We start from the raw sequence: 26,658 nt of genomic DNA, 5'->3' as shown, positions 1-26,658 counted from the left end.
GAATGATCGGGGAAATACGTTGTCGGGAAGGCAATGTGAATCGGTCGCGCGATCGCTGTGGTGGCCGGAGGTCGGCGGACCGCGTCTGTCGCGGCTGATCGGTTTCCGGCGGTCAGCATTCAGTAAAGGATGCGCAGTCAAGGCATTCGGGTGCGGGAGGCCGTTAGAGCCTCGTCGCGGGCGGCAATGTCGGCCCAGGTTGCGGGCAGGATCCGACCGCGGCCACTGTCCGCGCGGCTCTGAGCGAAGGTGACATACGGGCGTTGCCGGGCTTCGTACCGCGCGAATGCTCTGGTGTGGTTGCGATCTCGATCCAGTTCCGCGGCGAGGAACCTGGCGCCGGTGAGGGCCAGCGACGTGCCCCGACCGGACAGGAACGTTGCGCAGTAGCCGGCATCGCCGACGAGCACGACGCGACCACGGTGCCACGACGGGAGGTGCACCTGACTTGCGGCGGAAAAGTAGAAGGCAGGATCGACGCGCGCCGCGTCGAGCAGCTCCGGGATCCGCCACAGCGGGTAGTCGGCAAAAGCGTCGGCGAGGATCTGCTTCTTACTGTCCAAGTTGTCGGGATCGTAATCCACTGACTCCGAGCGGAACTCGAATACGGCGACCGCCTTACCCCCGAATCGGAACACACCTGCCATCCGGCCGGGAACGTTGTATATCGAGTTAGGGCCCTCAGTGTGAGGTTCGCCGGGAAGATCGGCGAGGGCGAAGTACACACCGAGGTGCCGCAGATAGTGCTCGTCGGGTCCGAACGCCAGTCGGCGTACCTTGGAATACTGGCCGTCGGCGCCGACAACCAGGTCGTAGCGCGCGGTCCGGCCCGATGCGAATTGCACGTCGACATGGCCGTCGTTGTCGGCCAAAGCCCTGATCGAGTCATCGAAGCGGATGGTCACTGCGTCCGAAACAGCATCGGCGAGGATGCCAACGAGATCCTCGCGCAGGATCTCGATGTCGGCGTCGGAGTCGCCGATCTCGGCGATCGGCATCGGGGCGATCGGCTTGCCGTACATGTCGACAAACTGGGTTTGCTCAGACATCCGGATGCGTCGTGCCTGAATTCGCTTGAGCAGTCCCATTTTGTCCACGGATTCGATGGCATCGCCGCGGATGTCGATCGGGGTGCCGGTGAGTCGGAGGCGGGGGGCGCGTTCGATCACCGTGACATCGTGACCGCGGCCGCCGAACTCCAGCGCGCACGTCAATCCGGCTATACCGCCGCCCGAGACAAGAATCTTCATCAGCGCTCCATGGATCCGTGGGGATGGTGGTGACGGATGGGACGGCCGTCGGTTGCGGCCGCCTTACTTAAAGCGAAATATAGTCGCGTTAGTGAGCGTATATGCATCCGGGTTGCATCGCCACCCTCCACTTGGCAAGAATCGTCGCCGAGGCAGGAGGTGAGGGTGGCGATGGGGAACGGGACTACCGACCGTCCGCCATCGCGGCGCCCAGGCGGCCGTAATGCGCGGGTCAAGGCGCAAATCCTCGCCGCCACCGCCGAACTCGTGGCACGTGATGGCATCGCCGCGTTCCGGTACGAGGATGTCGCCGCAGCAGCCGGCGTACACAAGGCCAGCGTTTACCGCAACTGGCCTGATCGCGAAGAGTTGGTCGCCGAGGCGTTGTTGCGTTATGCCGAAGGCCTCGCGTCGATTGCAGACACCGGCGACATACGCCGAGACTTGGTGGATTTTCTGGTGGCCCTTGCTGCCGGCCTTGAAACGCCATTTGGACGCACCCTCGAAAGAGCCATCCAACCCACTCGTCACGATGCCACCCTGCGCGCGCTGACCCGAGTGCTCGACGCCCGGGTGGCCGCCATGCAACACCGAGTGGACACCGCGGTCGACCGGGGCGAGCTCCCCCCGGTCGATAGCTCTTTCCTGGGCGAGATGATTTCCGGCCCAGTGCACCTCATTGTCAACCGGGGCATGCGCATGTTCACCCCTGCCGACGCGGAAAGAATCGTCGACGTTGTACTTGCCGGCATCCGATCGCGGCTGCCCGAACATCGGCAGTGACTTGGATTGGCGCAGAAGCAGGCCCGCGCCTGAGGCTCACTCGAAGCCATGACGGGCGCCATGGCCGCCGCGCAAGGGCACGTCAGTAGTTGACTGACGTGCGCCTCGTACGGCCGAAGCTGCACGACACGTACACCTGCTGACGGGTGAATTCCGCACGCAGGAAACCGGATTCGGGAATGTTCAGCTTGGCGCCGATCTAGACCGACAGCTCATCGATTGCCAGGAGATCACCGGCTTCTGCGTCCTCGGCGCACAGGAAGCCATGTCCGGCTCGTCCAAGTGTTCACGTGCGTTGCCGTCATCCGTCCAGGACGAGGCCGCGTAACCCATGGTTGACACCTTAACGTTGTTAAGGGATGCTGTGATCAAACGCCTAACTTAGTTAAGGAAATCCTGATGCGTGCTGCAGTTGTTACCGCCCCTGATGTCGCACCCGTCTGCAGCGACTTCCCCGAGCCCACGGCCCCGCCCGGCCATGAGCCGTTGCACCTGGTCGCAGCCGGCCTGCATAATGTCGTTCGCGGGCTGGCCACCGGGCGGCACTATGGCTCCGGCCAACTGACGTATCCGTTTGTCCCAGGCATCGACGCGGTCGCGCGCACCGGCGACGGGCGCCTGGTCTACACCGGATACGCGCGTCCCCCCTTCGGGACGATGGCCGAGCGACTGTTCGCCCCCCTCCAGGCGGAGTTACCGATGGGAGCGGATCCGCTCACGATCGCCGCGGGTATGAACCCCGGCTTGTCGGGATGGATGGTCCTCACCGCCCGGCGCAAGGAAGTCGGGGCGTTGGGCACCGTGCTGGTGCTGGGCGCCACGGGAATGTCGGGCAGCCTTGCCGTGCAGGGCGCATTGGCGCTCGGGGCGGAGCGTGTCATCGCCGGCGGGCGTGACCCGGAGGCACTGGAGCGGCTGCGCGGGACGGGAGTGATGACCGTGTCGCTGGCCCACGACGGACCCGACGGTCTGCAGAAGGCCCTGGCCGGTTCGGTGGCGGAGACGTCGCCCACTCTGGTGCTGGACTACCTGTGGGGGCCCGTCGCCGAGGCCGCCTTCGCCGTGCTGGGTCGCAGCGGCGAAGACACCGATGCGAACACTGCCTACGTGCAGATCGGATCGCTCGCAGGTGGGGCGGCTTCGCTGCCCGCGGACCTGCTGCGCAGCCGGCGGATCCAGATCGCCGGAAGTGGCATCGGATCGCAGTCGGCCGAGGCGATGCTCGCCGCCGCGCCCGAGGTTATGGCCCGCTTCGCCGACAGATCCCTGCAGCTGCCCTACACCGCGTTCCCGCTGAGCCGGATCCGCGAGGCCTGGGCGCACACCGGCCGCAGCCGCGCCGTCGTCGTGCCGGATTGAACCGCTCGTCGAGTGAAGCGTGCTCGGAAAGGAAAGTGCCATGCAGAAGAGAGCACTGGTGGTGGGGCTCGGGATCGCGGGGATGTCCGCGGCGATTGGGTTGCGCCAGGCGGGTTGGACGCCGGTGATCATCGAACGGGCGCCCGAGCGCCGGACGGGGGGCTACTTCATCTTCCTGTTCCCGGAAGGTGTGCAGGCCGCCGCTGACCTCGGGATCGCCGACCAGCTGCACACCCGCAACCCGGACTGGAGACCGGGTGGGACCACATGGTCGGTGGACCGCCGGGGCAGACGTAAGCCGGCGCTGGGATTGCTGGAGGTTCCCAGCGGGTTGGCAGCAGTACTGCGCGGCGACATCGAGTACGCCTTATGGCAGAACATCATTGGCGCAGGGACCCAAGACGCGGTCGAGGTTCGGTTCGCAACCACTCCCGTTGAGATCACCGATGGTGCCGACGGGGTGCAGGTCCTGCTCGAGGACACCGGCACCGGGAAGCAGCATCGCGAGGACTTCGATCTCGTGGTCGGCGCGGACGGGATGCGCTCGACCGTGCGCCGGATGGTGTTCGGCCCGGACGAGGACTACATGGCGAACTGGAAGGCGATGATCTGCGCTTTCCAGTTGACGGAGCAGGTGCCCTCCTATGCGGCGAGCGACAGCATCATCGTGGCCCGCCCCAAGCGTGCGATATGGGTGTTCGGACTGGCCGACCACGCGCCGTGCGCGTGGTTGACCTACCGCACCGAGGACCTCCCGGACCGGTTCGCCGGGTCGTCGATCGAGCAGCTGCGCGCAGTCTTCTCCGGGATGGACGACGACCCAGTGGTGCGTCACGTCTTGGACTCCTTCGAGCAGGCCCCTGACTACGTCTTCGATTCGATACACCAGGTGAAGATGCCCCGTTGGAGCACAGGGCGAGTCGTGTTGGCGGGGGACGCGGCCTGGTGCATGAACACCTACTCCGCCATGGGCTCGTCGTCTTCGCTGCGCGGCGGCGCCGCGTTGGGTGCGGCGCTGCGGCAGCACCCCGACGATCTCGACGCCGCGCTGGAAGCGTGGGAGGCCGGCCTGCGTCCCTACATCACCGGGCAGCAGCGCTCTGCACGACTGAAGCAACAGAGGTTCGTACCGTCCGGCCGTCCGACCGAAGTGCTGTGTTCGGTTGTCCTTGGACTGGTCCGCAGAGTCGTCCACCGCCGGATGGCCGCGGCATTCACTGCAAGCCCGTCGCGGTGATTACGTTCGGCGGCCACTCCTTTGGGCACTTTCCTGGGTCAAGTGCCAAAGCCTGGGTGCGCGGGAACATTCACACCATGAACATGGAGACGGCCTCCACTTATCGAGCGGTAGCCGGTAGGCTGAGGCTAGGACGTCGAAATCGACTCAACGTGTGGGTTGTCGACGATCGACGAAGGGTGCTTCATCAGGTATGAGTGTCGAATCCAACAAGAAAATCGCGCGTGCACTAGTGGAAAGCCTTGGCTCGGATCGGAACGACGGCCTTTCGGGGTTGCTCCACGAAGAGGCCCTATGGAGCGTGATGGCGAACCCGGCATCGTTTCCCGTGACAGGCGACATGACCAAGGACCAATTTCTCGAACATATGCAACGCTTTAGCCAAGCTGTACCCAACGGACTCCAAATCGCTGTCACTGGTGTGACCGCCGAAGGCGACCGGGTAGCCGTAGAGGCTGAATCGTCAGCGACCTTGATGAACGGCAATGTGATGAGCCAGGTGTACCACTTTCTCTTCGAAATCAAAGGCGAAAAGGTGTACCGAGCAAGGGAATACATCGACACCGCGCATGGCGCTGCGGTTCTTGAGTACTGATGGCAACACAGAACCTGGGTGCAGACTTGCGCCAGCAGATGGTCGCCAACGGCGCGAGCATGCCCCGGACAACCATCCGGCGTCACTGCTGAGGCCGTTGCAGCCAACGGTCGCGTGACCGTACCGGAGGCTCATCCGAAGATGTCGGTGGGCACCATGGCTGACACCAACACGTTGGGCACGTCGACGATCTGGCTGATACGCAGGTCGACGGCCACGCTGCACAGCGCGTACGCCTGCTGACGGGTGAAACCGCGTTCATCGGCCAGATGATCGACCATCAGGCGCAGTGCGTTTCGTGTAGCCAGGTTGAGATTCTCCGGGTGGATCCGGCCGTCGTCGTCTACCGGCACACCGGTCACCGCGAAGTGTGGCCGCGCGGCCACCTCCGGCGGTCCGGCGGTAAGGCGCTCGAAGCGCAGATAACGCACGCCGCCCGACGTCGCTGCCCGCTTACGCAGGTCGAATCGCAGCACCACCCTTGTGGTGGTTTCCACCGCGGCACCGCAGGATTCGCCGTCACCCTGCGCGAAGTGCCCGTCACCGACGGAGAACAAGGCGCCCGCAACCCAGACGGGCAGGTACACCCGGCTACCTGCAGTGAGGTGTTTGATGTCGATGTTGCCGCCGGCTTCGGTGGGGGAGATCGTGCGCCGCCCCGGGTCCCCCGGGAGGTCCGGTGGCACCGATGACGTGGGATTCGGCAGTTCGACCAGTCCGCCCTCCCGGGCGACCCGTTCTTCGGCGGACCTGCTGCGGTCGAACAACTCCCGCGACGGTGCTACCCCCATCACCCCCATGAAGGGGGCCCCCGGCAACCGTACGCCCGGAAGGTCCGCTGAGGTGGCAAACCCGTCGGCGATCTCCCAGCGCACGACGTGCGGTTCGGTGAATTCGTCACGCAGGAATCCGAATCCGGGAATGTTCAGGGTGGCGCCGAAGTCGCCGGTCTCCACCGATAAAACGTCGACCACCAGAAGGTCACCCGGTTCGGCGCCCTCGACGTAGACGGGTCCGGTCAGCGGGTGGATCCGGGCGGCATCCATGGCCAGTACATCCGCGGCCGTTGAATCCCGGTTGATCTGGCCGTCGTATCCGTCGCGAGCACGCAACGCCACGGTGTCGCCCGGCGCGCACCGCAACACGGCCGGGATGTCTGGATGCCAGCGGTTGTGGCCTGCTCGCGGGTCGTCCACCAGTGACTTGGTGAGGTCCAGTTCGATCTCGTGCACGTGGCTCATGATGCCCCATCCGCTGCGAACGGAAAGCCCCCGCGGGCCTGCTCGAAGGTGTGTGCAACCCGCAGCACCGTGGCATCGTCGAGGTGGCGGCCCACGATCATCATCCCGACCGGCAGTCCGTCGACCAGGCCGGCCGGTACGCTGCACGCAGGATGGCCCGTCACGTCGAACGCGGCGGTGTTGGCCATCATCTCCAATGCGCGCGCCAGGTACTCCTCCAGTGGCGCGTCGCCGCCCGGTATCGGGCTGGCCAGGATCGGAGTGGTGGGCATGACGAGGACATCGAAGCGCGACAGGGCCTCGTCGTAGGCGGCGCGCAAGTGCGGAACGAGGTTGCGTGCCATCGCATAGTGCACGCCGTGATGCCGATCGAGGGTGTGGCGACCAGCCAGCAAGACGAGCTTCACGGTGTCCGGGAAGGAGGAGCCATCCGCGCGGCGTCGGCTGCCGTAGTGCTCGATCAGCGCTGGGTCGTACCAACCCTGCCAGTTCCTGCCGTAGGCGTTGCCGTCGACCATCTGGGTGGTGCCGCCCTCGACGGCGATCACGTCCCAGATCTGCTTGCCGTGGCGGTGCCAGGGTACCGAGACCTCCTCGCACAGAAGACCTTCGGTGCGCAGGACATCGATGGCACCACGGACGGCAGCGTCGACACCGGGTACCGACTCCGGATGCCCGAAGCCCTCGGTGAGGACACCCACCCGCAGCCCGGCTGTGGGCTGGGTCAGCTCGTCGGTGAACGTCGCTTCTGAACCGTCGATACGCTGCCGGGGATCCAGGCCGTCGGGTCCGGCGATCACGTCGAGAACCAGTGCCGCATCGGCGACGGTGCGGGTCATCGGACCGAGGTGGTCGAGGGACTGCTCGATGGGGAAAGCGCCGGTGTAGGGGACCAGCCCGTGTGTCGGCTTGTGTCCTACGATCCCGGTGAATGCGGCAGGAAGCCGCACCGATCCGCCCTGATCACCGCCGATGGCCAGGTCGACGGCCCCGGAGGCGACCAGAGCGGCACTGCCGCTGGAGGATCCGCCGGAGGTGCGGGTGTGGTCCCAGGGGTTGCGCACCGGGCCTGTGGCTGCGGTGTGCGAGGCTCCCGAGAAGCAGAGGTCCTCGCAGACGGTCTTGCCGGTGATGGTGGCGCCGGCGGCCAGTAGTCGGGTGACCACGGTGGCGTCCTGAATCGGGACGTAGCCTTCGACCAACGCTGAGCCATTCATCATCGGCACGCCGGCCACCGCGATGTTGTCCTTGATGCCCACTGTCCGGCCGGCCAACGGGCCCGTGCCTGCCGAAGTGATGTTGCACGTGACATACCAGGCGCCCAAGGGGTTGTGTGCCGGCTGCGCCCAGGCACGTGTGACGGTGGGTGGCGCGATCTCCCTATGCAATTCGGCGACGACATCCCAGGAGGCCAGCGTGTCTTGTACGTGCGGGGCGAACTCAGCCAACTTGCTTGTGGACAGGCCGAGACCGTAGGTCGTAGAGGTCTGTTCGAGATCTACGGCTTCTGGAAGATGCACGGTCATGCTCAGCCCGCCTCAAGTGTTGCGCGGGCCCGGGTGGCCAGTTCGGTGTTGACGTTGTTCTCATATGACGTGGCATCCGAGGGATAGGCCGCGATGTTCTTGGTAAACAACGAGATTTCCATGTTGCGGTCCCAGGACTCCTTGGTCACTGTGATGTCCTCTGCGTAACCCTTGGCGTCGATCTCCCGTTCGACGGCGGCTGCGACGACCTCGCGGGGCAGATCGGGGAAGTACTTTGCGGCGATGTCGGTGGTGGCCACGGGGTCGGCGTAGATGAACTTCGAGGCCTTGGCGATCGCGGTGACCACACCTTGAGCGGATTCGGGGCTCTCTTGCAGGTATTTCTCGGTTGTGGTGAGGCTGGAAAAGGCGAAGGGGTACCAGTCCGGGTTGGCGGGGAAGGAATAGACAACCTCAAGACCCTGGCCCACCACAGCTTGGCTGACGGTCGGCTCGAAGGACAATGCCAGGTCGGCTTGCCCACCTGCCACGGCGGCGAGTTCACTGCCGAGCGCGACGTTGACCATCGTGACGTCCTTCAGACCTTTCTGGTCGATCAGGTACTTCATGAAAGCCCAACTGGTATCGGGCTCCGGACTCACCACCACCTTCTTGCCTTCGAACACCGACGGGTCGTTCAGGTTGGCGCCGGCACCGCCGCGGCCGATGGCGAACACCGACGGAGCATTTTGGATGGCGGCCACAACCACGCCGGGGCCGCCGTTTTCGTGTGACTTCGGCACGAATACCGGGTCCTGTATGGAGAAGTCGGCGGACCCGCCCAGGACTGCAGTCCACGACTGGGTGCCACCGCCCCCGGTGGCGATCTCGACGGTCACCCCCTGTTCCTGGAAGTAGCCGTTCTCCTGGGCCACATAGAGCGGCAGGTAGAGCAGGGACTGGAACGCTTGGCTAACCCGGACTGTGGTGGTGCCGTCCGCGGACTGAGTCGGTTGACTGCTGCAGGCAGTGGTGAGCAGAACCGTTGCCGATGTGACGGCAACAGCCAGCTTTCGGAGGAATTTTCGCATGATCATGACCTTTCCCAATGACCGAGGAAGCGCTCCAGAGCGCTGACGAGGAGGTTGAAGACCAGCACCATGACCATGACGATGGCGATGCCGGCGATGACGAGACTGATGGTGAAATTGGAGCTGCCGAGCAGGATCATGTGGCCCACGCCCGCGTCGGAACTGATGTATTCGCCAACGATGGCGCCGACCAGCGCGAAGCCGATGTTGAGCTTCAAACCCGATACCACCCACGTCATCGCTGACGGCACAACGAGTTTGCGGAAGATCTGGGAGCGGGAGGCCCCGAATGACTTCATCAGGTTGATCAGGTCAGGATCGGTGCGTCGGGCGCCGCGGTAGGAGGTGGTCAATGACACGACCACACACGAGAACGCGACGATCACCACCTTGGATGTCATCTCGGTCCCGAACCAGATGATGGTCAACGGTGCGACCGCCAGGACGGGGATTGAACCAATGGCGGCGATGAACGGCGACGTCAGATCCGCGACGAACTGCGAGTACCACAGCAGCAGGCCGAGCACAGATCCACCGACGGCGCCGATCAAGAACCCGAGGATGACCTCCGTGCTGGTGACGCCGATGTCGGACCACAGCTGACCGGAGATCGCGCGGGTCTGCAGTACGTTCCACACCGCGCTGGGGCTGCCAAAAAGAAATGAGCTGATCGCACCGCTGCGGGCACCGAATTCCCACGCCGACAACGCTGTTACGACAATGAGGACCTGCATGGTGTGCAGGACGATCCGTCGGCTGCGCGGCGACGCGGTCGCCGTCCGCCGCCGGATCGGCCGTGTGGGAGCGGTCGACGGCTCGGTCAGTACAGTGGTCATCTGTCCTCCTGGGTGAGGTGAGGAAATGTGCGGCCGGTGAGGTTCATGCCGCGTCCGCCGACTGTCCGATTCCGCGCCAGACCTTTTCGTAGAACTCGTTGAACCGTGGCGCCAGTCGCCGCTCGTTGATATCGGTGCTCGTGGTGCCGAGATCGACGTCGAGTTCATCGACGATCTCTCCGGGGTGGGCTTTGAGGATGTACACACGGTCCGACATCGTGACCGCCTCCTCGATATCGTGCGTGACAGCGACAACGGTTTTGCCTGTGGCTCTGGCGGTTTCGAGCAGCTCGCCCTCCAGTGCGATTTTGAGGGGATAGTCGAGTGCCTTGTAGGCTTCGTCCATCAAGATGATGTCCGGATCAGTCACCATGGTGCGCATGAGTGCGGCCCGCTGCCGCATCCCCCCAGACAGATCGGCGGGGTAGTTGTCCTCGTAGCCCTCCAGCTTGTAGGCCGCGAACAGTTGTCGGGCGCGTTCGCGTGCTTCCTTCTTGCCGGTGCCGCGCACTTCCAGCCCGAGGATGACGTTCTCCAGAACCGTCCGCCATGGGAACAGGAGATCTTTCTGCAGGACGTAGCCGATGTGTTGCGAGGTGGTGCCGGTGACGTCGGCCCCGTTCACCCGGATCGACCCAGAGGTGGGTGTCACCAGCCCGGTGATGATGTTGAACAGAGTCGACTTGCCGCACCCGCTCGGGCCGACGATGGAGACGAACTCGCCGCGGTCCGCGTGCAGAGTCAGCCCCCGCAGTACGCGGGTGACGCCGTGGGACGTGCCGTATTCCTTGTCGATCCCGACGACTTCCAGGCTGCGGGTCATCGCCGCAGACCCTGTAATTGGAAGCGGTGGGCAAACCGATCGATAACTGATATATCACTCATGTCGTGACTGGTCCCATTCTCGAATGTCTTGAGTTGGCTGGTGCGGGCCTCGCGGCAATGCGGGGGCAGGATAGAAAATCGAGCGTCCACGCTCGGTGGTTCACCTAGCGAAGCACACGCTCAGACGTTGAGCAACCGATTGGGCAAGATTGGCGTCGACCTGAACAACCGATTGCTCTACGGGTGGCGCGCCAGCTTCGTTCTTCCGGTCCTTCTGTCGGCCGGCGACGTGGTTCGCCCTGACCGCGGGCGTCATGCGATTGGCCGGGATGTCGGGGCGGTGGTGCCGATGCCGGCCAGGTCGATGCCCTTGGTCTCTTTCAGGAAACTCACCGCCACGGTCGAGATGACTGCCGCCACCGCGAGGTAGCAGGCGATCGGCACCCACGATCCATGCGAACGCAGCAGCGAGGTGCTGATGTAGGGAGCCAGCGATCCGGCGAAAATCGAGGTGACTTGGTAACCCAGGGAGACGCCGGTGTAGCGCATTCGAGTGGGGAACATCTCGGCCATCAGTGCCGGTTGTGGCGCGTACATCAGGCCGTGAATCAGCAGGCCGAGCGTGATGCCGAGGAAGATCAGAAAGTCGTTGCCGGTGGACAGCAACGGGAATCCGACGAATCCCCAGCCGGTGGCGAGCACGGATCCCAGCAGAAAAACTGGTTTTCGGCCCCAGGTGTCGGCGAGCCGGCCGTAGAACGGCACCACGACGAAGTGGATGGCGTGCGCGCCGAGGATGAGGACGAGGATCTCGGTGGTGGTGGCTCCGATCGTGAACGCCAGGTACGTGATCGAGAACGTGACCACCATCTGGTACATGATGTTCTCGGCGACCCGGGCGCCCATGGCGATCAGCACCTGGCGCGGGTAGGCCCGGATGACCTGCAGCGCAGAGGGTGTTGCCTCATTGGCCTTCTCGGCCGCCTCGCGGGCTTCCAGAAACAGTGGCGCCTCGTCCACGCGTGTCCGGATGTAGTAACCGACGATCACGATCACGGCCGACAACCAGAATGCTATACGCCAGCCGTAGGCCAGGAAGGCGTCCTCGGTCATGGCGAACGACAGGCCGGTGAGGACAAGTGTCGCAACAAAATTGCCGAGCGGAAGGGCGGCCTGCGGCCAGCTGGTCCAGAATGCCCGACTCTTGTTCGGACTATGTTCGGCGACCAGTAGCACTGCGCCGCCCCATTCGCCGCCGACGCCGACGCCTTGGATGAAGCGCATCAGGACCAGGAGCAGGGGCGCGGCCATCCCGATACTGGCGTAGCCGGGGATGCAGCCGATCGCGAACGTCGATGCGCCGACCAGGAGCAGGCTCACCTGGAGCAGCTTCTTGCGGCCTACGCGGTCACCGAAGTAGCCGAAGACCAAACCGCCGAGGGGCCGGGCGAGGAAGCCGACGGCGTAGATGAGAAGTGCGTTGATGACGCCGTCGAGTGCGTTGTCGGTTTTCGGGAAGAACAACGTGCCGAAGACGAGGGCCGAGGCCGCCGAGTACAGCAGGAACTCGTACCACTCGATGACGGTGCCGGCCATAGACGCCGCCACCACTTTCCGCAGCTTGCTTGCGGGCGGGTCAGCGGTGTGCGGGCTGGTGGCGGGGGATTGCTGGGGCGATGAGTTGACCACGGTGACTCCTTGTCGGTCCGCATGGTTGATGGGTGTGGCCGCGGCCTGTGTCCCAGATCACGGCAGCCATAGTGAAGCACAAGGAAAGACCTGTGAACAACCGATTGCGCTAATTTTGCGGAAGATATGGACAATCGATTGTTCATGTTGTTTCAATGGGTGCGTGGCGAAGTGCGCCCACCCCGCCGATTCGATCGAAGGAGGCACCGATGGCCATGCTCGACGGTGTTCGCGTCGTTAGCTTCACGCATTTTTTGCAAGGCCCATCAGCCACGCAGATGCTCGCAGACCTGGGTGCGCAGGTCGTGAAGGTCGAGCCACCGGCCGGTGCGTTCGAAAGGTCGTGGTCGGGCCCCGACGCCTACCTCAACGGGGAGAGCGTTTTCTTCCTACTGGGCAATCGGAACGTCAGCAGCCTGGTAGTCGATCTCAAGGACCCCGAGTGGGTGGATGTCGTCCTCCGACTGCTCGACGATGCAGACGTACTGATCGAGAGTTTCCGCCCCGGCGTGATGGAGCGGCTCGCACTGGGCTGGGAACGCCTGCGCCACCGCAACTCCCGGCTGGTGTACTGCTCGCTGTCGGGCTACGGCAGCGACGGACCATACAAGGACCGACCGGGGCAGGACGTGCTGCTGCAGTCTATGTCAGGAATCGCCGCAGCCACGGGAGTCGCCGATGGCCCTCCAACGCCGGTCGGCGCTTCGATCGTCGACCAACATGGCGCGGTGTTGGGGGCGTTCGGGATCCTGGCGGCGCTGCATGGCAGGGAACGCACCGGACGGGGCGCTCGGGTAGAGAGCAATCTGCTCAGCGCCGCGCTCGATCTCCAGATCGAGCCGCTGTCCTACTTCCTGAATGGTTACACCGGGCACCGCAGCAACAGCGGCGTGTCGTCGCCGTATTACAAAGCGCCGTACGGTGTTTTCGCCACCGCCGACGGCCACCTCACCCTGTCGCTCAATGCGTTGGCTGTGCTCGCTGCCGTCTTCGAGGACGACTGGTTCCTCAGTGTCGGGGAAGACTCGTCCTACCAACGGCGCGAGGACGTCAACGAACGGGTGGCCAAGCACATGGGGCAACGAACCACTGACGAATGGAGTGCGGTGTTCGTAAGGGCCAAGGTCTGGTTCGCGCCGGTGAACACCTACGCCGACATCGTCGAGGACCCTCAGGTGCTGCACAACAAGTCGGTGATCGAGATCGACCATCCGACCGCTGGTGCCGTCAAGCTCCTCGGGCACCCGGTGCTCTACGACGGACTGCGCCCGGGGGTGCGCAATCTGCCGCCCGAACTGGGCAGCTCCAACCGGACTGTCCTGACTGAATTGGGCTACGACACAGAAGACATCGATCGACTTCAAGCAAAGGTAGGTAACTGATGACCGAGACATTGACGATGGGGGAATCGGTGAGCGTCGACCCCGAGGCCACCAACGGCGTGCTGCACGTGGTGTTGAACCGTCCGAGAAAACGTAACGCCTTCGACCTCGATATGGTCCGATCGCTGACCAGGACGATCGACGCGCGCCCGGCCGGCACACGGGTGATCGTGCTCAGCGGTGGGTCCTTCTTCTGTGCGGGAGCAGATATCTCGGTGTACGGGCGTGGCGATCTGGGCGAGATCGGCGAACTCACCCGCGCGGCGGGAGTCCTCGTCGAAACCATCGCCACAGTTCCCGTCCCCGTCATCGCGGCGATCGAAGGGATGGCCCTCGGCGGTGGATTCGAAGTCGCGATGGCCGCCGACATCGTGGTGGCGGGTGACACGGCCGAACTCGGGCTTCCCGAGGTGTCCCTGGGGCTGATCCCGGGCTGGGGCGGCACGCAGCGACTGACCGCACAAGTGGGTGCTCGAAAAGCCAAGCAGCTCATCATGCTTGGGCAGCGACTGCCAGTTGCCGAGGCACACGCCTTGGGCTTGGTGAACGAGGTGGTCCCGGCGGGCACCAGCCGGCACCGTGCCAATGAGTTGGCTACGTTGCTGGCCGGATCCTCAGCCTCGGCGTTGGCTGCCACCAAAGATTTGGTGTCGAACGCCGAACGGGCGCTGGCCTACAGTGACGAACGGGCCACGCTGATGGAGCTGTTCACCTCCGCCGACGGAGTCGAAGGGGTGGCTGCCTTCGTGGAGAAGCGTCCGGCCCACTTCAGGCGCTAGGCGCGCTCGAGATCACGAACTCGGCGTGGCCGTGGTCTCCTTCGCCACCAGTTCGGGTGCAGGATCCTCGACCACCACATCCGTGAGCTCGGCTCCCCCCAAGTGATCTAGCAGCATGGTGGCGGCTACTTCGCCGAGCCGGTGCAGCGGCAGCTTGACAGTAGTAACGGCCGGATACACCGTGTTGGAGACCCACGTCGTGTTGATCCCGACGATCGACAGCTCCTCTGGCACCCGCACGCCGAGCCGCAGCGCGGCGAACAGGGCCCCCACGGCAGCGTTGACGCTGGCGACCACGACGGCCGTGGGGCCTCCAGGTTTTCCCAGCCCGCCATCGCGATACAGCGTGCCGAGCGCCTGTGCGCCGGCATCGGATTCCCACCCGGCATCGATCACCCAGGTCGGTTCGGCTGCGAGGCCGGCCTCGGTGAGCGCGCGCAGATACCCGTTCTTGCGTCGGCGCGCGGTGTCGTGCGCGCGCGTGCCAGAGATGAACGCGATCTGCCTGTGACCCAACTCGATCAGGTGTCGGGCGGCCAGCGCCGCGCCGCGCTCATCCTCAAGGATCACCGATCCGACCCGGCCCGGTAGCCGGGAGTTGACGGTGATCGCTGGCACGCCCGAGTGCAGAACCGCGGCCAGCATGGTGTCGTCGAAATCCTCCCGCCGCTGAATCAGCAGTCCATCGACCCGGCCTTCCCGCACCAAGCGGGACAGTTGTTGGGCACCTTCGGGCGGTGGATCCACCTGCCCGAGCAGCACGTCGGTACCGTGTCGGGCGGTCGCCTGCTGCACACCCGCCAACATGTCGGCAAACACCGCGTTGTTGACGTCAGGAACGATCAGACCGATTGCGCCGGAGCGAGACTGGCGGAGAGCACGAGCGCGGGCATTGGGCACATAGTCGAGCTCGGCGGCAGCCGCCAGAATCCGCGCACGGGTAGCTTCGCTCATACGCGCCCGGGTATCGCCGGTCAGAGCTCGAGAGGCCACTGACTTCGAGACCCCTGCCGCGCGCGCCACGTCATCGAGAGTGCCCATGAAACACATGGTAATTGGCCGACTGTATGAATAGCGATATGGCTGTGCCCCCGTTAGCCCCGGCCGATGTAGCCTCAGGACGGGTGCGGTCGACCTGTGAGAGCGCCCGCGCGCGGGGCTGGCACCACCAAAATCCCTTTGCTGGTCGGGACCCGATGGCCGCCCCGGCCCCATACGTCGCGTATTCGACGCCTCCGCGTGTCGTCGACAACCACGTGTGCGCGAGTGGCGTCGAACGGATCGCCCTCACAGTGAGGCCAGCGTCGAGGCGCCCTTGGACGGCCTTAAGCGCAATTGTTGTCTGTGCAGCGTAGTGACGCCGCGGGTTGCGCGCGGTGCATGCTCAAACCAGTCTCTCCAGGGGCAAGTTCTGGTCTCAGCGTGAAGTTTTCGTAGTCACCACCGTTCTGGGTTCTATACAGCAGTGGCGTCGCACTTTGTAACGTGTCCAACCGCTCCCGCAACCGCGCCAGAGCCAACTCGGCGTCGTCGGCGGTGTACCGGTCGGACCCCATGATCAATAGCGGTGAAAGAACCTCGGCACCATTTGAGAATCGACAGATGCCACGCGCGGCGGCTTGCGCATCCGAATCGAAAGCAGGAACCTTCCAGCAGAAACAAATGCTGCCCGGCAACTCGCTGGCACGAGACACTGCCGGCGAGCAATGAATCGTTCGGAGCGGCATCGATCAGAGGAAGCCGCTGAGCAACTCCGAGGTAGCGTTTACGTGCGTCTCCATCAGCTGCCGGGCAAGATTGCGATCGCTGGCGCGTATCGCTGCGACGATCTGAGCGTGTTGTTCGTGAGAGTGCTCGAGTGCCGGCCCAAAGAATGGCACCACCTGCAGGAGGTTCTCATTTAGGATCAGCTGGATGTTGGCTACTTGATCAGCGAGTGCCCGGCAGTTGCTCAGCTCTGCGATGTAGGTATGTAGTTCGGAGTCGGCGAGCCTGAAGTCGGGACCTCCGCACGTGGCAGCCTCGAGCCGGTGGTCCAGTCCCTGGAGTTCGGCTTCGGTGAGATGGCGTTCCGCGGCCAACGCCGCGGCGCCGGGTTCAAGCACTGATCGGAAACGCAAGGCGTCCAGGAGCCGTTCTTTCATCTGGTCACTGAGCCTGCGCTGTCCCCGTTCGTCGCCGTCGGGCTCCCAGATAACTGTGCTACCGCCGGTGCGTCCCCGCCGGGTCTCGATATAGCCCGCTTGCTGAAGCGCTCTGATGACGGCTCGGAGTGTGCTACGGCCGACCTGCATCTCGTTGCTGAGTTCGCGCTCAGGTGGCAGACGCGAACCCATCGGCAAGTCACCGCTGCGAATCCGTGAAACCAGTTGTCCCAGAGACTCTTCGAAGGGATTGCGGCCGGATCCGTCGTCGACGCTGCCCGCATCGTCGGCCAGTGCCCGGAGTTCGGTCATACGCAGCCCTTCGCCATGTTCAGTGATGATACCTCCGGCCAGCATTTGTCTCAACCATTTGCGGTAATCAGCGTCACATTCTATTATTTGGTGTGACCAAAACGTGGAACAGCGGCAGAGTCGCTTCTCCGGCGTCGGCCGTGCGATCGCCGAGGGGGACCGCACACCAGCAACAGATTCGGGTCGGCTTTGAGTGACCTCACCTGCTGGGACCACGGGTGAAAACGATTGGAAGGAACAAGACATGGATGCGTTTCTAAGTATCGAGGATCTGCGTGACGCGGTTGCAGAGGATTCGATCGACACAGTTGTGGTGGCCATGCCCGACATGCACGGGAGACTTGTCGGTAAACGGCTTGATGTCACACACTTTCTCGACGACATCGTGGGATCGGGGGTCAATGCGTGCTCCTATCTGATCACCCGCGATATCGAGATGGAAATCGTTGACGGGTTCGAGATCGCTGGATGGGCAACGGGACTCAACGACTTCACCTTGATCCCCGATCTCGACACGCTGCGACGCGTGCCCTGGATGCCGGGAACCGCGATGGTGTTGGCTGACGCACGATGGGAAGACGGAAGTCCTGTCGTGCAGTCCCCGCGGGAGATCCTGCGCCAACAGCTGGCCCGACTCGACGCCCGCGGCTGGCGTGCGCTGGTAGCCACCGAACTTGAGTTCTTGCTCTTCGACGAGACCTACCGAAGTGCCCACGAGAAGCACTACCACGACCTTCAGCGCGCCAGCTACCACAACATCGACTACACCATTTCGGGAACGTCCAAAGCGGAGCCGCTGATGCGCCAGATCCGCCGCAACATGCGCGGCGCCGGGATGAACGTCGAGGCACTCAAAGGCGAGTGCAACATCGGTCAGTTCGAACTGGGCTTCAAGTACTCCGATGCATTGACCACCTGCGACAACCACGCTATCTACAAAGATGGGATCAAGGAAATAGCCATCGCCAACGACGTGTCTTTGACCTTCATGGCCAAGTTCGACGACGGGCCCGGAAACTCCTGCCACGTGCACCTCTCACTCATCGGCGAAGACGGGGCACCAGTCTTCGCAGGCCCGGACGGCACGTCACTGTCGAAGACCTTCGAACATTTCCTGGCAGGCCAACTCGCCACAGCCCGTGAGTTCGGCATCACTGTGGCTCCCAACATCAACTCCTACAAACGATTTCGAGACGGTTCATTCGCACCGACCGCACTCACCTGGGGGCGCGACAACCGCACCTGCGCGATGAGAGTGCTCGGAGAAGGACGCAGTCTGAGGCTGGAGAACCGCACACCTGGCGCAGACGTCAACCCCTACCTGGCGGTGGCAGCCACCATCGCCGGAGGGCTGCACGGGATCGAGAACGAACTCGTACTGGAGCCGGAAGTCTCCGGTAACGCCTACGACACCAGGGGCAGCCGCATGCCCGGTTCGCTCCGGGAAGCCGCCCAGCTTTGGCAGAGCAGTGAAGCCGCTGCTAAGGCGTTCGGACCGGAAGTAGTGCACCACTACGGTAACGCCGCCGCGAAACAGGTGGAAGCGCACGAGTCCGCAGTGACCGACTGGGACCGAGCGCGCGGGTTCGAGCGAGGATGAGTCGCATTCTCCGCCAAAGGGATAACACTATCGACGTCGGTATAGGGAGAACACCATGAAAGCAGCCATTCTGCGCGGCGGCACCGACCTCCTGGAGGTCGAAGAGGTGGACGTAGACCGGGTAGGGCCACAGGAGATCCTGATCGACACCGCTGCCGCAGGCTTGTGTCACAGCGACCTCTACCACCTTAAAGGCGTCTTTGACATTCCGCGCCCAACAGTGCTGGGCCACGAGTCCGCCGGCGTCGTCGTTGAAGTCGGGCAGGACGTCAGGAATTTCAGCCCGGGCGATCACGTCATCACCTGTCTGGCCGCGTCCTGCGGAATGTGCCAGCGTTGCTTGGCCGGCCGCCCTTATCTGTGCAGCGGCGCGCACAGTGTGCGGCCGGCCAGCCCGAGCCGGCTCAGCCAGCATGGTGAGGAGGTGTTCCAGTTCCTGAACGTGTCGAGCTTCGCCGAGCAGCTCCTTGTTCACGAATCGGCGGCCGTCCGCGTATCGAAGGAGATGCCGTTGGACCTGGCGGCACTGATCGGTTGCGGGGTGACGACGGGCCTAGGAGCTGTGCTGAACAGAGGTCAAGTTCGTCCAGGCGAGACTGTAGCCGTGATCGGCTGCGGTGGAATCGGTTTGAGCGCCATCCAAGGCGCACGTTTGTCTGGTGCATCACGCATCATCGCTGTGGATCTCAATACAGACAAACTTGACACAGCAATCGTTGTAGGCGCGACTGACGTGGTGGACGGTGCCTGCGGCGACGTCGCCGCCGCCATCCGCGATCTCACCGACGGCGGTGTCGACCACAGCTTTGAAGCGGTCGGTTCGCCTGCCACCGCTACCACTGCACTGGAGTGTTTGGACGTCGGCGGGTCCGCGACCATTGTGGGTTTGATGCCGGCGGGGAAGACATTCCCGGTGCAGGGGCGGCTCCTCCTCGATGACAGACGGATTCAGGGTTCGTACATGGGGTCGCAGAACTTCCGGCTCGCCATGCCGAAGTACGTCGAAATGTTTCTCGATGGACGGCTGCTTTTGGAGGAGATGGTCAGCTCGCGTATCACCTTGGATGGGATCAATGACGCCTTTCTTGCCATGGAGAAGGGCCGGGCGCTGCGAGACCTCATTGTTTTTTGAGACTAGCTGCAGGGCCCGGGTGGCGGGATCGGGCGGGCCGCAGCAGTGACCTGGCACCTGCGTGAATTCGCTCCGGAGGACTTGGAATCGGCGATCAAGCTCGATGCCGACTCCACCATGACAGATGAGAGACCGTTGTTCGAGGCCTCTGATCTTGTGGCGAGCCTGCAGTCGCGCCACCCGGCAGTCGTGGCGGTGTCAGCTGGGGAGGTCATCGGCGTGGCCGTCAGTCGGGTGGAGATCGATCACGCCTGGGTCGTACGACTGTCCCTGGCCCCCCAATGGCGTGGCCAGGGACTCGGTAGCGAGCTCTTGAGTGCGTTGGAACACCGGTTGCTTGGACACGGCGTGCGGAGAATCTCGGCGTTGCTTCCGGCCGGCGAGACAGGCACCCAGGCGTTTGTCAACTCAGGTTTCGTTCAGCGCGCAGGCATCGCGTACTTCGAAAAGCATGAACAGATTTCGCCGCGCTCGGCTGCCATTCTGTCCAGGTTGGGCGGAGTGGTCCCCCCGGCCGGCTTGTGGCAGCAGATCGCCGGTATGGCTGGTGAGAAGCGGCTGATAGACCGGCGGATCGTTCTTCCCCTCTCACTGCCAGAGCAGGCCGCTGAACACGATGTCACACCCCCTCACGCCATCGTCCTGTTTGGACCGCCGGGCACGGGCAAGACCACCTTTGTGCGGGCCATCGCCAGCAGGCTCGGCTGGCCTTTCGTCGAGCTGTTTCCGGCGCGCCTGGCCAGCGGTGAGGGCGGGCTGGCGGCAGCTTTGGGCGACGCGTTCGACTCGTTGAACGAACTCGATAATGTTGTTGCTTTCATCGACGAGGTGGAAGAAATTGCTTCGCAGCGTGAACCAGGGTCGCTAGCGGCCACTGCAGTGGTCAACGAGCTACTCAAGAGGCTGGTTCAATTTCGTGATCGCCCCGGCCGACTGCTGGTGTGTGCCACAAACTCCGTGCGAGAGCTGGACTCCGCGTTTCTACGCCACGGTCGGTTCGATTACGTTCTGCCTATCGGGCCACCTGACGCCGACGCCCGCGGCGAGCTGTGGCGACGCTACGTCAAAGATCCAAACGTCGATATCAGTACTCTGGTTGACGCCACTCCGTACTACACCCCGGCGGACGTCGCCCATGTGGCCCGCGCGGTCGCGCAAGCGACCTTTGAGCGCAGCGTGGACTGCGGAACGCGTTGTCATAGCGACACCACGGACTACCTGACCGTTGTGCGGGGCACGCGACCGACGCTCAGCGCAGAACAGGTGCTGCGGTTCAGCACTGACATTGAGGAGTACGCGCGGACCTGACTTCTCAGGAGCTTTCGACTCACGGGCGGTCGGCATCGCACAGATGCCGACCGCCCGCGTCGCTGCCAGGGAGCCTTAACTGTCGAGTGCGTCTGCATAATCGAGCGATGTTGCGGCGCGTGGGGTGCTTACAAGCACACCGACGATGAAGAACATCAGCGGCACCGCGCCCATCAGGCCGGCCAGGAGGACGGTGCCGCCGACGATCACCGGCAGGTTCACCAGGATGAGAATCAGGCTCGCGCTGAGCGCAACAACTGCCATACCCGCGATCAACGTCGTTCCACTAATGCCACCCTGGCGTGCAAAGAACACCGTGACTGCGAGTGAGGTGAGCAGCCACAGGCCAGCGAGGCCCGTGATGCCGATTCCCCCCATCGGGCCGAAGATCTCAAGCAACGGATCGAGTTGGAGGACAGCGAAGGTGCCGATGACTGCAGCGGAAAAGATCGAGACGACGAGGGAGGCCCGCGACGGTGCCTGATGCTTGGGATGGGCCACCCCCCATGACCTTGCGAAGACGCCCTGTTGTGCGAGGACGAACTTGTAGCGGGCCGAGATGTTGTGGAACGACAGCGCGGCGGCGAACAAACTGACGACGAGCAGCACCTGGGTGATGTCCTTGCCCACCATGCCCAGGAACGCGCCGGCCGTGTTGATCGTGAAATTGTCCGGATCGTCGGTGGCGACCGCCACGGCGGCGGATCCGCCGTTGCCCTCGATCAGCGCCCAACTGGACACGGCGTAGAACACTGCGATGATGCCGACGGCCCAGTAGGTGGCCCGCTTGATGGTCCGTTGCGGATCCTTGGCCTCATCGCGGAAAATGGCGGTGGCCTCGACGCCGACAAATCCGAACAGCGCGAACAGCACTGCCACGCCGAAACCGCTGCCGATGCCGGCGGCGGTGAATGAGTCGAAGGTGACCCCCTCGGTGCCGCCGCGCACGAAAATGACGGCGTCCAGGATCACGACGATGGCAATCTCGGAGATCAGGAAGATGCCGAGCACTTTGGCGCTCAACTCGATGTGCCGGTAACCCAGCAGTCCGCAGATCCCCATCACCACGAAGGACAACACCCACCAGGGCAGCGAGGGGCCGCCGAAATCATTGATCAGAGTGGACAACACCGCACCGAGAAAGCCGTAGACGCCGAGCATGGTCGCCATGTATGCCGCGTAGGCGACCAACGCGGAACCAATTCCAGCTCGCCGCCCCAGGCCGCGCTCAACGTAGGCGTAGAACGCTCCGGCCTTGTTCACGTACTGGGTCATCGCCACGAATCCCGCTGCAAACAAGATGAATACCGCGCCGGCCACCAAGAAGCCCACGGGTGCACCAACGCCCTGTCCGAGCGCGATCATCAACGGGACATTGGCGCCGAGGGAAGTGAGTGGTGCTGCCGCTGCGACAACCATCAGCACGATTGCTGCGGTGCCAAGGTTGCCGTGCAGCCGGGGATGTTCGGGCTGATCCTGGATCAGTTCTGACATAGTGGTTTCTCCTGACGGACAGTGCGACCCGATGGGATCACTAGCGGACAAGTGTCATGTGATGTGGGTCATTTCAGAATCGACAGTTCGTCGGATCTGCCTGCGCATTCCGACATTCCGGCGGGGTGTCCCCGTCGAAAAGTTCCTGGGCCAACACAGCGACGTGTAGCGAGGTCCGGATATGGGGATCATCCAAATCCACGCCAAGGATTGATTCGATCTTGGCCAGTCGTTCATAGAGAACCGGCCGAGACAGCAGTAGTTTCTTCGCCGCGGCGGCTTTCGGGCCAGGGGTGTTCAGAAATCCCTTTAGTACGGGCAATAGCGAAGTCCCGTGCTGCGCATCGTGTGTGAGCAGCGGGCTCAGTTCGCGACGGGAGAAGAGTCGTAGACGTTCGTCGTCCCGGAGTAGGTGAATCAGCCCCCGGAGGTGGACGTCCGCTGGGGTGATCCACGGGCGCCCCTCGCCGGACTCGGAGACTGCGAGGATGTTCCGCGCCTCGATGAGAGTGCGGTAGGTGTCATCGAGGCGGTCGACCACTTCGCCGCGCGCTATGTCGGTGCTGAGTGATTTGTCGAGTTCGTGCACTAGTCGGGTCATCACCGCGTCGGCCGGTGTGCTCAGCGGGAATCCGACGAGTGCGATGACATGGTCGGTGTCGACACCCACAAGAATAGAGAGTCCGAGATAGCGCGCCGTCGTCGCGATGCTGGAGGCGAGGTCGGTGAGCGCCCACTGCCGTCTCCCCGGACTGGCTAGGCGCTGCCGAACCGCGATCGCAAAGAACGTGCGGAGCCGTGCGGGGAAATTGGCGTTCTCGCAACGAATTACCAACTCTGGGTTCATTCTGGCGGTCCGCAGTTCGCCGATCAAGGCGGTGTGGGCACTGCGCTCGATGCTGTCGCGGGCGCGGGATCGCATCTGGTGCAGCGACAACGCAGCGGCGGCACGTGCTACCAGCACATGGTCGCGGCGGGTCGGCGGGTTGTCGGTCAGCATGGTCAATCGCCCCCAGTCGTCACCTTGGGATCCAACGACAGTTGTTAATCGTCCTGTCGCGCGGTCGTAGCTGGTGCGGTTCGACGTGTGCACGCTGCGGGAGCGGCGCGGCCATTCTGCCAAGACATCCTTGGGGTCACGACCAGCGAGGTTGTACCGGATTACCTGGTGTCGCGAGGATTCCAACACGACTGGCATGTGCGCAATCTCGACCACGGCGGCGAGGATGTCGTCGGCTCCGGCCGCATCGACGTCGAGGCGGGTGAACGTTTCGTGAATATGCTCACTGGCGCGCAGGTCCTCGATTTGGGAAGCGAGTATCCGTCCGCCAACCTCCTCCACCACACCCGCGAATCGGACGATCTTATGCAATGCGATGAGTGCGAGATTCGCCGACCGGAAGGCCGTGATCAGTGAGGTCGGCACCGTCGACCACCGTCGACCGAGCTCGACGATGAGCCCGACTACGCGAGCATCGGAGAGGGATTGCGCGTAGTCGCGCATAGCGCCGGCATCGTCGGACAAGACGATGCCGGTGATCAGGACTAGCTCCCCACCACTAAGAAGGTGTGCGATGTCGGCGACCTCGGCTGGGTGGACCCAGCGGACAGGACGATCGAGGTGATCTTCGCCGGTGAGTACTTCGGGATCGGCGGCGGCGATCAGCGGCATCGACAAGACGCTGCGCACGGTGATCGCCATAACGCCTTACCTCCTCAGAAACTCGATGCCACTATTTGTACCAACCATTGCGCTCCACCGGGGCAATATTCTACTATTTGGCATGCCCAAATACTCCAACAGCGCCCGACCATATCCGGCGGAGGTCGACGCCCGACGGTCTGCCGTGGTGGGCATCCCAGTACCCGTCGAGCATGCGCAATGGCGAGTGTGGTCAGCAGAAGTGCACCTCCTCAACAGGGCGTACACGGATCACCTTCGCCGCGCAGGGATGATCCCAGTGCTCCTGCCCGTCGCCGCTACCGTCGACGAAGCGGACCGCCTCGTGCAGGGACTTGACGGATTGCTGATCGCCGGGGGCGCCGACGTTGACCCCGACAGCTACGGCCAGGAACCGCATCCCGCGTCAGGTCCGTTCGACATCGACCGCGACACTTTCGAAGCGGCGCTGATCCGCCGGGCCATCTCTCACGGACGACCAATCTTCGGTATCTGCCGCGGAATGCAGCTGCTCAACGTCGTTCTGAAGGGCACCCTGCGCCAGCACCTCCCGGACCTTGTCGGCAACCACACGCACAACCCGGTACGCGGCCAGTTCGCGCGTCACTCTGTGACCATCGCCGCCGACAGCCGACTGGGGGAGGCCCTCGGCGCCCGGCTCGACGTCCCCACGTATCACCATCAAGCCGTCGATGTAGTCGCATCTGGTCTGCGGCCCGTCGCTTGGGCCGCCGACGGCACTGTCGAGGCTCTTGAGGACTTCGGCGGCCGCCTACTCGCAGTGCAGTGGCATCCCGAAATGGACGATGAAAACCTCATTTTCGAACACTTTGCGTCCCTGTGCCGTGGGTTACCGCCCCATCTTGAACTCACTGGAAGGAACCACCAATGACAACCACGTTCAACCCTGCCGCCCGGGACGTCACGCTGCTCGAGCCCCGAGAGCAACGCGACTTTCTCAACGGCAGGTGGGAAATCCCTGCCGCCATCGGCGACACCGTGGATGACCCCAATACCGGTGTGGCGCGCCAGCAGCAGACCGAGACGTCCGCGGAATCCACCGAACGTGCGGTTGCGGCGGCGGCGCAGTTGCACCACGACGGCACGTGGGCCGAGTCCGCGTTGGGCACTCGGGTGGCACTGTTGGACCTATTGGCTGAAGGACTCGATGCTCGCGTCGACGACCTCGCCTACGAAGACGCGCTGGCCTCGGGCAGCCCGATCAGCTTCGCGCGCGTAATGGCCTCGTCCCTGGGGCCGCGGGTCCGAGCAGCCCGTGACCAGTGTCTGGCAGTGGGAGATTCCTCGTTGCTGCCTGCAGGCGGCAGGCATGTGCTGCAATTGCGGCGCGCGCTGGGGCCGGCCGCGATCCTGGCACCGTGGAATGCGCCGACGTTCGTTGGCGTGGCGAAGACGGCAAGTGCGTTGGCCGCAGGATGCCCGGTGATCCTGAAACCCTCGGAATGGGCCCCGGGCGGATGTCAGATCGTCGCCGAGATCGTGGTGAACACCGTTGCGCAGCTAGGGCTTCCGGCCAACGTGTTTCAATTCGTGCACGGTGGTGCAACCACTGGTTCGCGGCTGACCTCAGATCCGCGGATCCGCGCCATCTGCTTCACCGGTGGACTGCGCGGGGGACAGGCGATTGCGGCGGCGGCAGCACCGCATTTCACCGCGGTGCAGCTCGAGCTCGGTGGCCACAACCCGGTGGTGATTCTGCCCGACGCGGACATCGAGCAGACTGCCGCCGGGTTAGCCGAAGGAATGACCAAGCTCAACGGCACCTGGTGTGAAGGACCCGGGAGAATCCTGGTGCCCGACGAGCTGCACGACGACCTGGTAGACGCGCTGACGACTGAGCTGCGGTCTGTGCAGGTGGGCCATTGCCTGGATGAGGAATCAGGATTGGGGCCTCAAGCCTATGCGCAGCAGCGCATCCGGCTACAGGACCAGATTGACCAGCTTGTCGGCGCCGGTGGCGAGGCGATCACCACGGCGACATTGCCGGATGCAGGTGGTTGGTTCTTTTCGCCGACGGTAGTCGTGGGATTGGCGGCCGCGGAGTCGACGCACGAGTTGTTCGGTCCGGCGGTGACCGTCCACCGAACCGGCTCCGTCGAGGAGGCCGTGGCCGCTGCCCACGGCCCACAGACGGGTTTGGCCGGCTACGTCTTCGGCCAGGATGTCGACGCGGCATTGACGGTCGCCAGCAGGATCATCGCCGGCGAGGTCAAGGTCAACGGTTGCAAGCTCGACGATCTCGCTGCCGGCGCGGAACAGTCATTCTGGAACAACGCCGGCGTCGGCGGGCACGGCCCCACCGAGATGGTGCGTTTCTTTCAGGGGCGCCGCGTCGTCGGCGTAGATGATCCGAGCCTGGCTATGTGATTCCGACGAGTCGTCGGGCGACCGAAACAGATCCGACGTTATGTCACTTCATAGTTCGATGCAAAA

General features: G+C 63.8%; 22 protein-coding genes. 11 read left to right on the top strand and 11 right to left on the bottom strand.

Annotation, left to right across the window (positions count from 1 at the left end):
* Positions 1-137: 137 nt before the first annotated feature.
* Positions 138-1,250, bottom strand: a complete 1,113-nt coding sequence (locus tag ASE48_RS29270; RefSeq protein WP_057170636.1) for an FAD-dependent monooxygenase — start codon at positions 1,248-1,250, stop codon at positions 138-140.
* A gap of 171 nt (positions 1,251-1,421) precedes the next feature.
* Between ASE48_RS29270 and ASE48_RS29265 the strand changes: the two genes are divergently transcribed.
* The 4 genes from ASE48_RS29265 (at position 1,422) to ASE48_RS29250 (ending at position 5,224) form a co-directional block, all read left to right on the top strand.
* Positions 1,422-2,033, top strand: coding sequence for a TetR/AcrR family transcriptional regulator (locus ASE48_RS29265; RefSeq protein WP_057170751.1), 612 nt, complete (start codon positions 1,422-1,424; stop codon positions 2,031-2,033).
* A 399-nt stretch (positions 2,034-2,432) separates the two neighbouring features.
* Positions 2,433-3,392 carry a quinone oxidoreductase family protein gene (locus tag ASE48_RS33250; RefSeq protein ID WP_057170635.1) on the top strand — a complete coding sequence of 320 codons (960 nt, stop codon included), beginning with the start codon at positions 2,433-2,435 and terminating at the stop codon, positions 3,390-3,392.
* Between the two features lie 40 nt (positions 3,393-3,432).
* Complete coding sequence (locus ASE48_RS29255; protein ID WP_057170750.1) at positions 3,433-4,629, top strand: FAD-dependent monooxygenase; 1,197 nt, start codon at positions 3,433-3,435, stop codon at positions 4,627-4,629.
* 193 nt (positions 4,630-4,822) lie between these two features.
* Positions 4,823-5,224: a nuclear transport factor 2 family protein gene (locus ASE48_RS29250; RefSeq protein WP_057170634.1), complete on the top strand. Its 402-nt coding sequence runs from the start codon at positions 4,823-4,825 to the stop codon at positions 5,222-5,224.
* Between the two features lie 131 nt (positions 5,225-5,355).
* On the opposite strand, the gene ASE48_RS29245 is transcribed toward ASE48_RS29250, so the two are convergent.
* The 6 genes from ASE48_RS29245 to ASE48_RS29220 all read right to left on the bottom strand — a co-directional run bounded on the left by ASE48_RS29245 (position 5,356) and on the right by ASE48_RS29220 (position 12,372).
* Positions 5,356-6,465, bottom strand: a complete 1,110-nt coding sequence (locus ASE48_RS29245; protein WP_057170633.1) for an acetamidase/formamidase family protein — start codon at positions 6,463-6,465, stop codon at positions 5,356-5,358.
* Positions 6,462-7,991: an amidase gene (locus tag ASE48_RS29240; RefSeq protein WP_057170632.1), complete on the bottom strand. Its 1,530-nt coding sequence runs from the start codon at positions 7,989-7,991 to the stop codon at positions 6,462-6,464. The genes ASE48_RS29245 and ASE48_RS29240 overlap by 4 nt, the downstream gene beginning before the upstream one ends.
* Before the next feature lie 2 nt (positions 7,992-7,993).
* Complete coding sequence (locus ASE48_RS29235) at positions 7,994-9,022, bottom strand: ABC transporter substrate-binding protein (RefSeq protein WP_057170749.1); 1,029 nt, start codon at positions 9,020-9,022, stop codon at positions 7,994-7,996.
* A 2-nt stretch (positions 9,023-9,024) separates the two neighbouring features.
* Positions 9,025-9,858, bottom strand: coding sequence for an ABC transporter permease (locus ASE48_RS29230; protein WP_057170631.1), 834 nt, complete (start codon positions 9,856-9,858; stop codon positions 9,025-9,027).
* 43 nt (positions 9,859-9,901) lie between these two features.
* The gene (locus ASE48_RS29225) at positions 9,902-10,681 is read right to left on the bottom strand and encodes an ABC transporter ATP-binding protein (RefSeq protein WP_057170630.1); all 780 of its coding nucleotides are present in this window, start codon (positions 10,679-10,681) and stop codon (positions 9,902-9,904) included.
* 314 nt (positions 10,682-10,995) lie between these two features.
* Positions 10,996-12,372, bottom strand: a complete 1,377-nt coding sequence (locus ASE48_RS29220; protein ID WP_442928777.1) for an MFS transporter — start codon at positions 12,370-12,372, stop codon at positions 10,996-10,998.
* 209 nt (positions 12,373-12,581) lie between these two features.
* On the opposite strand from ASE48_RS29220, the gene ASE48_RS29215 reads away from it, so the two are divergent.
* On the top strand, positions 12,582-13,754 hold the full coding sequence (locus ASE48_RS29215; RefSeq protein WP_057170629.1) for a CaiB/BaiF CoA transferase family protein: 1,173 nt from the start codon (positions 12,582-12,584) through the stop codon (positions 13,752-13,754).
* Positions 13,754-14,533, top strand: coding sequence for an enoyl-CoA hydratase/isomerase family protein (locus ASE48_RS29210; protein ID WP_156409415.1), 780 nt, complete (start codon positions 13,754-13,756; stop codon positions 14,531-14,533). Before ASE48_RS29215 ends, ASE48_RS29210 begins: the two co-directional genes overlap by 1 nt.
* 12 nt (positions 14,534-14,545) lie before the next feature.
* Here the strand turns inward: ASE48_RS29210 and ASE48_RS29205 are convergent, their stop codons facing one another.
* The gene (locus tag ASE48_RS29205) at positions 14,546-15,574 is read right to left on the bottom strand and encodes a LacI family DNA-binding transcriptional regulator (RefSeq protein ID WP_057170628.1); all 1,029 of its coding nucleotides are present in this window, start codon (positions 15,572-15,574) and stop codon (positions 14,546-14,548) included.
* Positions 15,575-16,263: 689 nt separating this feature from the next.
* Complete coding sequence (locus ASE48_RS32925; RefSeq protein ID WP_057170627.1) at positions 16,264-17,034, bottom strand: FadR/GntR family transcriptional regulator; 771 nt, start codon at positions 17,032-17,034, stop codon at positions 16,264-16,266.
* A gap of 199 nt (positions 17,035-17,233) precedes the next feature.
* Here ASE48_RS32925 and ASE48_RS29195 point away from each other — a divergent pair, with 199 nt between their 5' ends.
* The 3 genes from ASE48_RS29195 to ASE48_RS29185 are packed head-to-tail and all read left to right on the top strand — an operon-like array spanning position 17,234 to position 21,029.
* A complete protein-coding gene (locus ASE48_RS29195; protein WP_057170626.1) occupies positions 17,234-18,589 on the top strand; it encodes a glutamine synthetase family protein in 1,356 nt (451 codons plus the stop codon).
* Positions 18,590-18,644: 55 nt separating this feature from the next.
* A complete protein-coding gene (locus ASE48_RS29190) occupies positions 18,645-19,721 on the top strand; it encodes a Zn-dependent alcohol dehydrogenase (protein WP_057170625.1) in 1,077 nt (358 codons plus the stop codon).
* Between the two features lie 45 nt (positions 19,722-19,766).
* Positions 19,767-21,029 (top strand): ATP-binding protein, encoded by a 1,263-nt coding sequence (locus ASE48_RS29185; protein WP_057170624.1) that lies wholly within the window; start codon positions 19,767-19,769, stop codon positions 21,027-21,029.
* Positions 21,030-21,104: 75 nt separating this feature from the next.
* On the opposite strand, the gene ASE48_RS29180 is transcribed toward ASE48_RS29185, so the two are convergent.
* Both ASE48_RS29180 and ASE48_RS29175 read right to left on the bottom strand, forming a co-directional pair.
* Positions 21,105-22,523, bottom strand: a complete 1,419-nt coding sequence (locus tag ASE48_RS29180) for an APC family permease (RefSeq protein WP_057170623.1) — start codon at positions 22,521-22,523, stop codon at positions 21,105-21,107.
* A 73-nt stretch (positions 22,524-22,596) separates the two neighbouring features.
* Entirely contained in the window at positions 22,597-24,195 is a 1,599-nt protein-coding gene (locus ASE48_RS29175) for a PucR family transcriptional regulator (protein WP_162264290.1), read from the bottom strand.
* Between ASE48_RS29175 and ASE48_RS29170 the strand changes: the two genes are divergently transcribed.
* Both ASE48_RS29170 and ASE48_RS29165 read left to right on the top strand, forming a co-directional pair.
* Entirely contained in the window at positions 24,158-25,096 is a 939-nt protein-coding gene (locus ASE48_RS29170; protein ID WP_200962285.1) for a gamma-glutamyl-gamma-aminobutyrate hydrolase family protein, read from the top strand. The genes ASE48_RS29175 and ASE48_RS29170 overlap by 38 nt on opposite strands.
* Positions 25,093-26,592 (top strand): aldehyde dehydrogenase family protein, encoded by a 1,500-nt coding sequence (locus ASE48_RS29165; RefSeq protein WP_057170620.1) that lies wholly within the window; start codon positions 25,093-25,095, stop codon positions 26,590-26,592. The genes ASE48_RS29170 and ASE48_RS29165 overlap by 4 nt, the downstream gene beginning before the upstream one ends.
* Positions 26,593-26,658 lie beyond the last annotated feature (66 nt).

The sequence above is a fragment of the Mycobacterium sp. Root265 genome, from assembly GCF_001428895.1.
Lineage (GTDB): Bacteria > Actinomycetota > Actinomycetes > Mycobacteriales > Mycobacteriaceae > Mycobacterium.
This window is presented reverse-complemented; position numbering and strand designations above follow the sequence as displayed.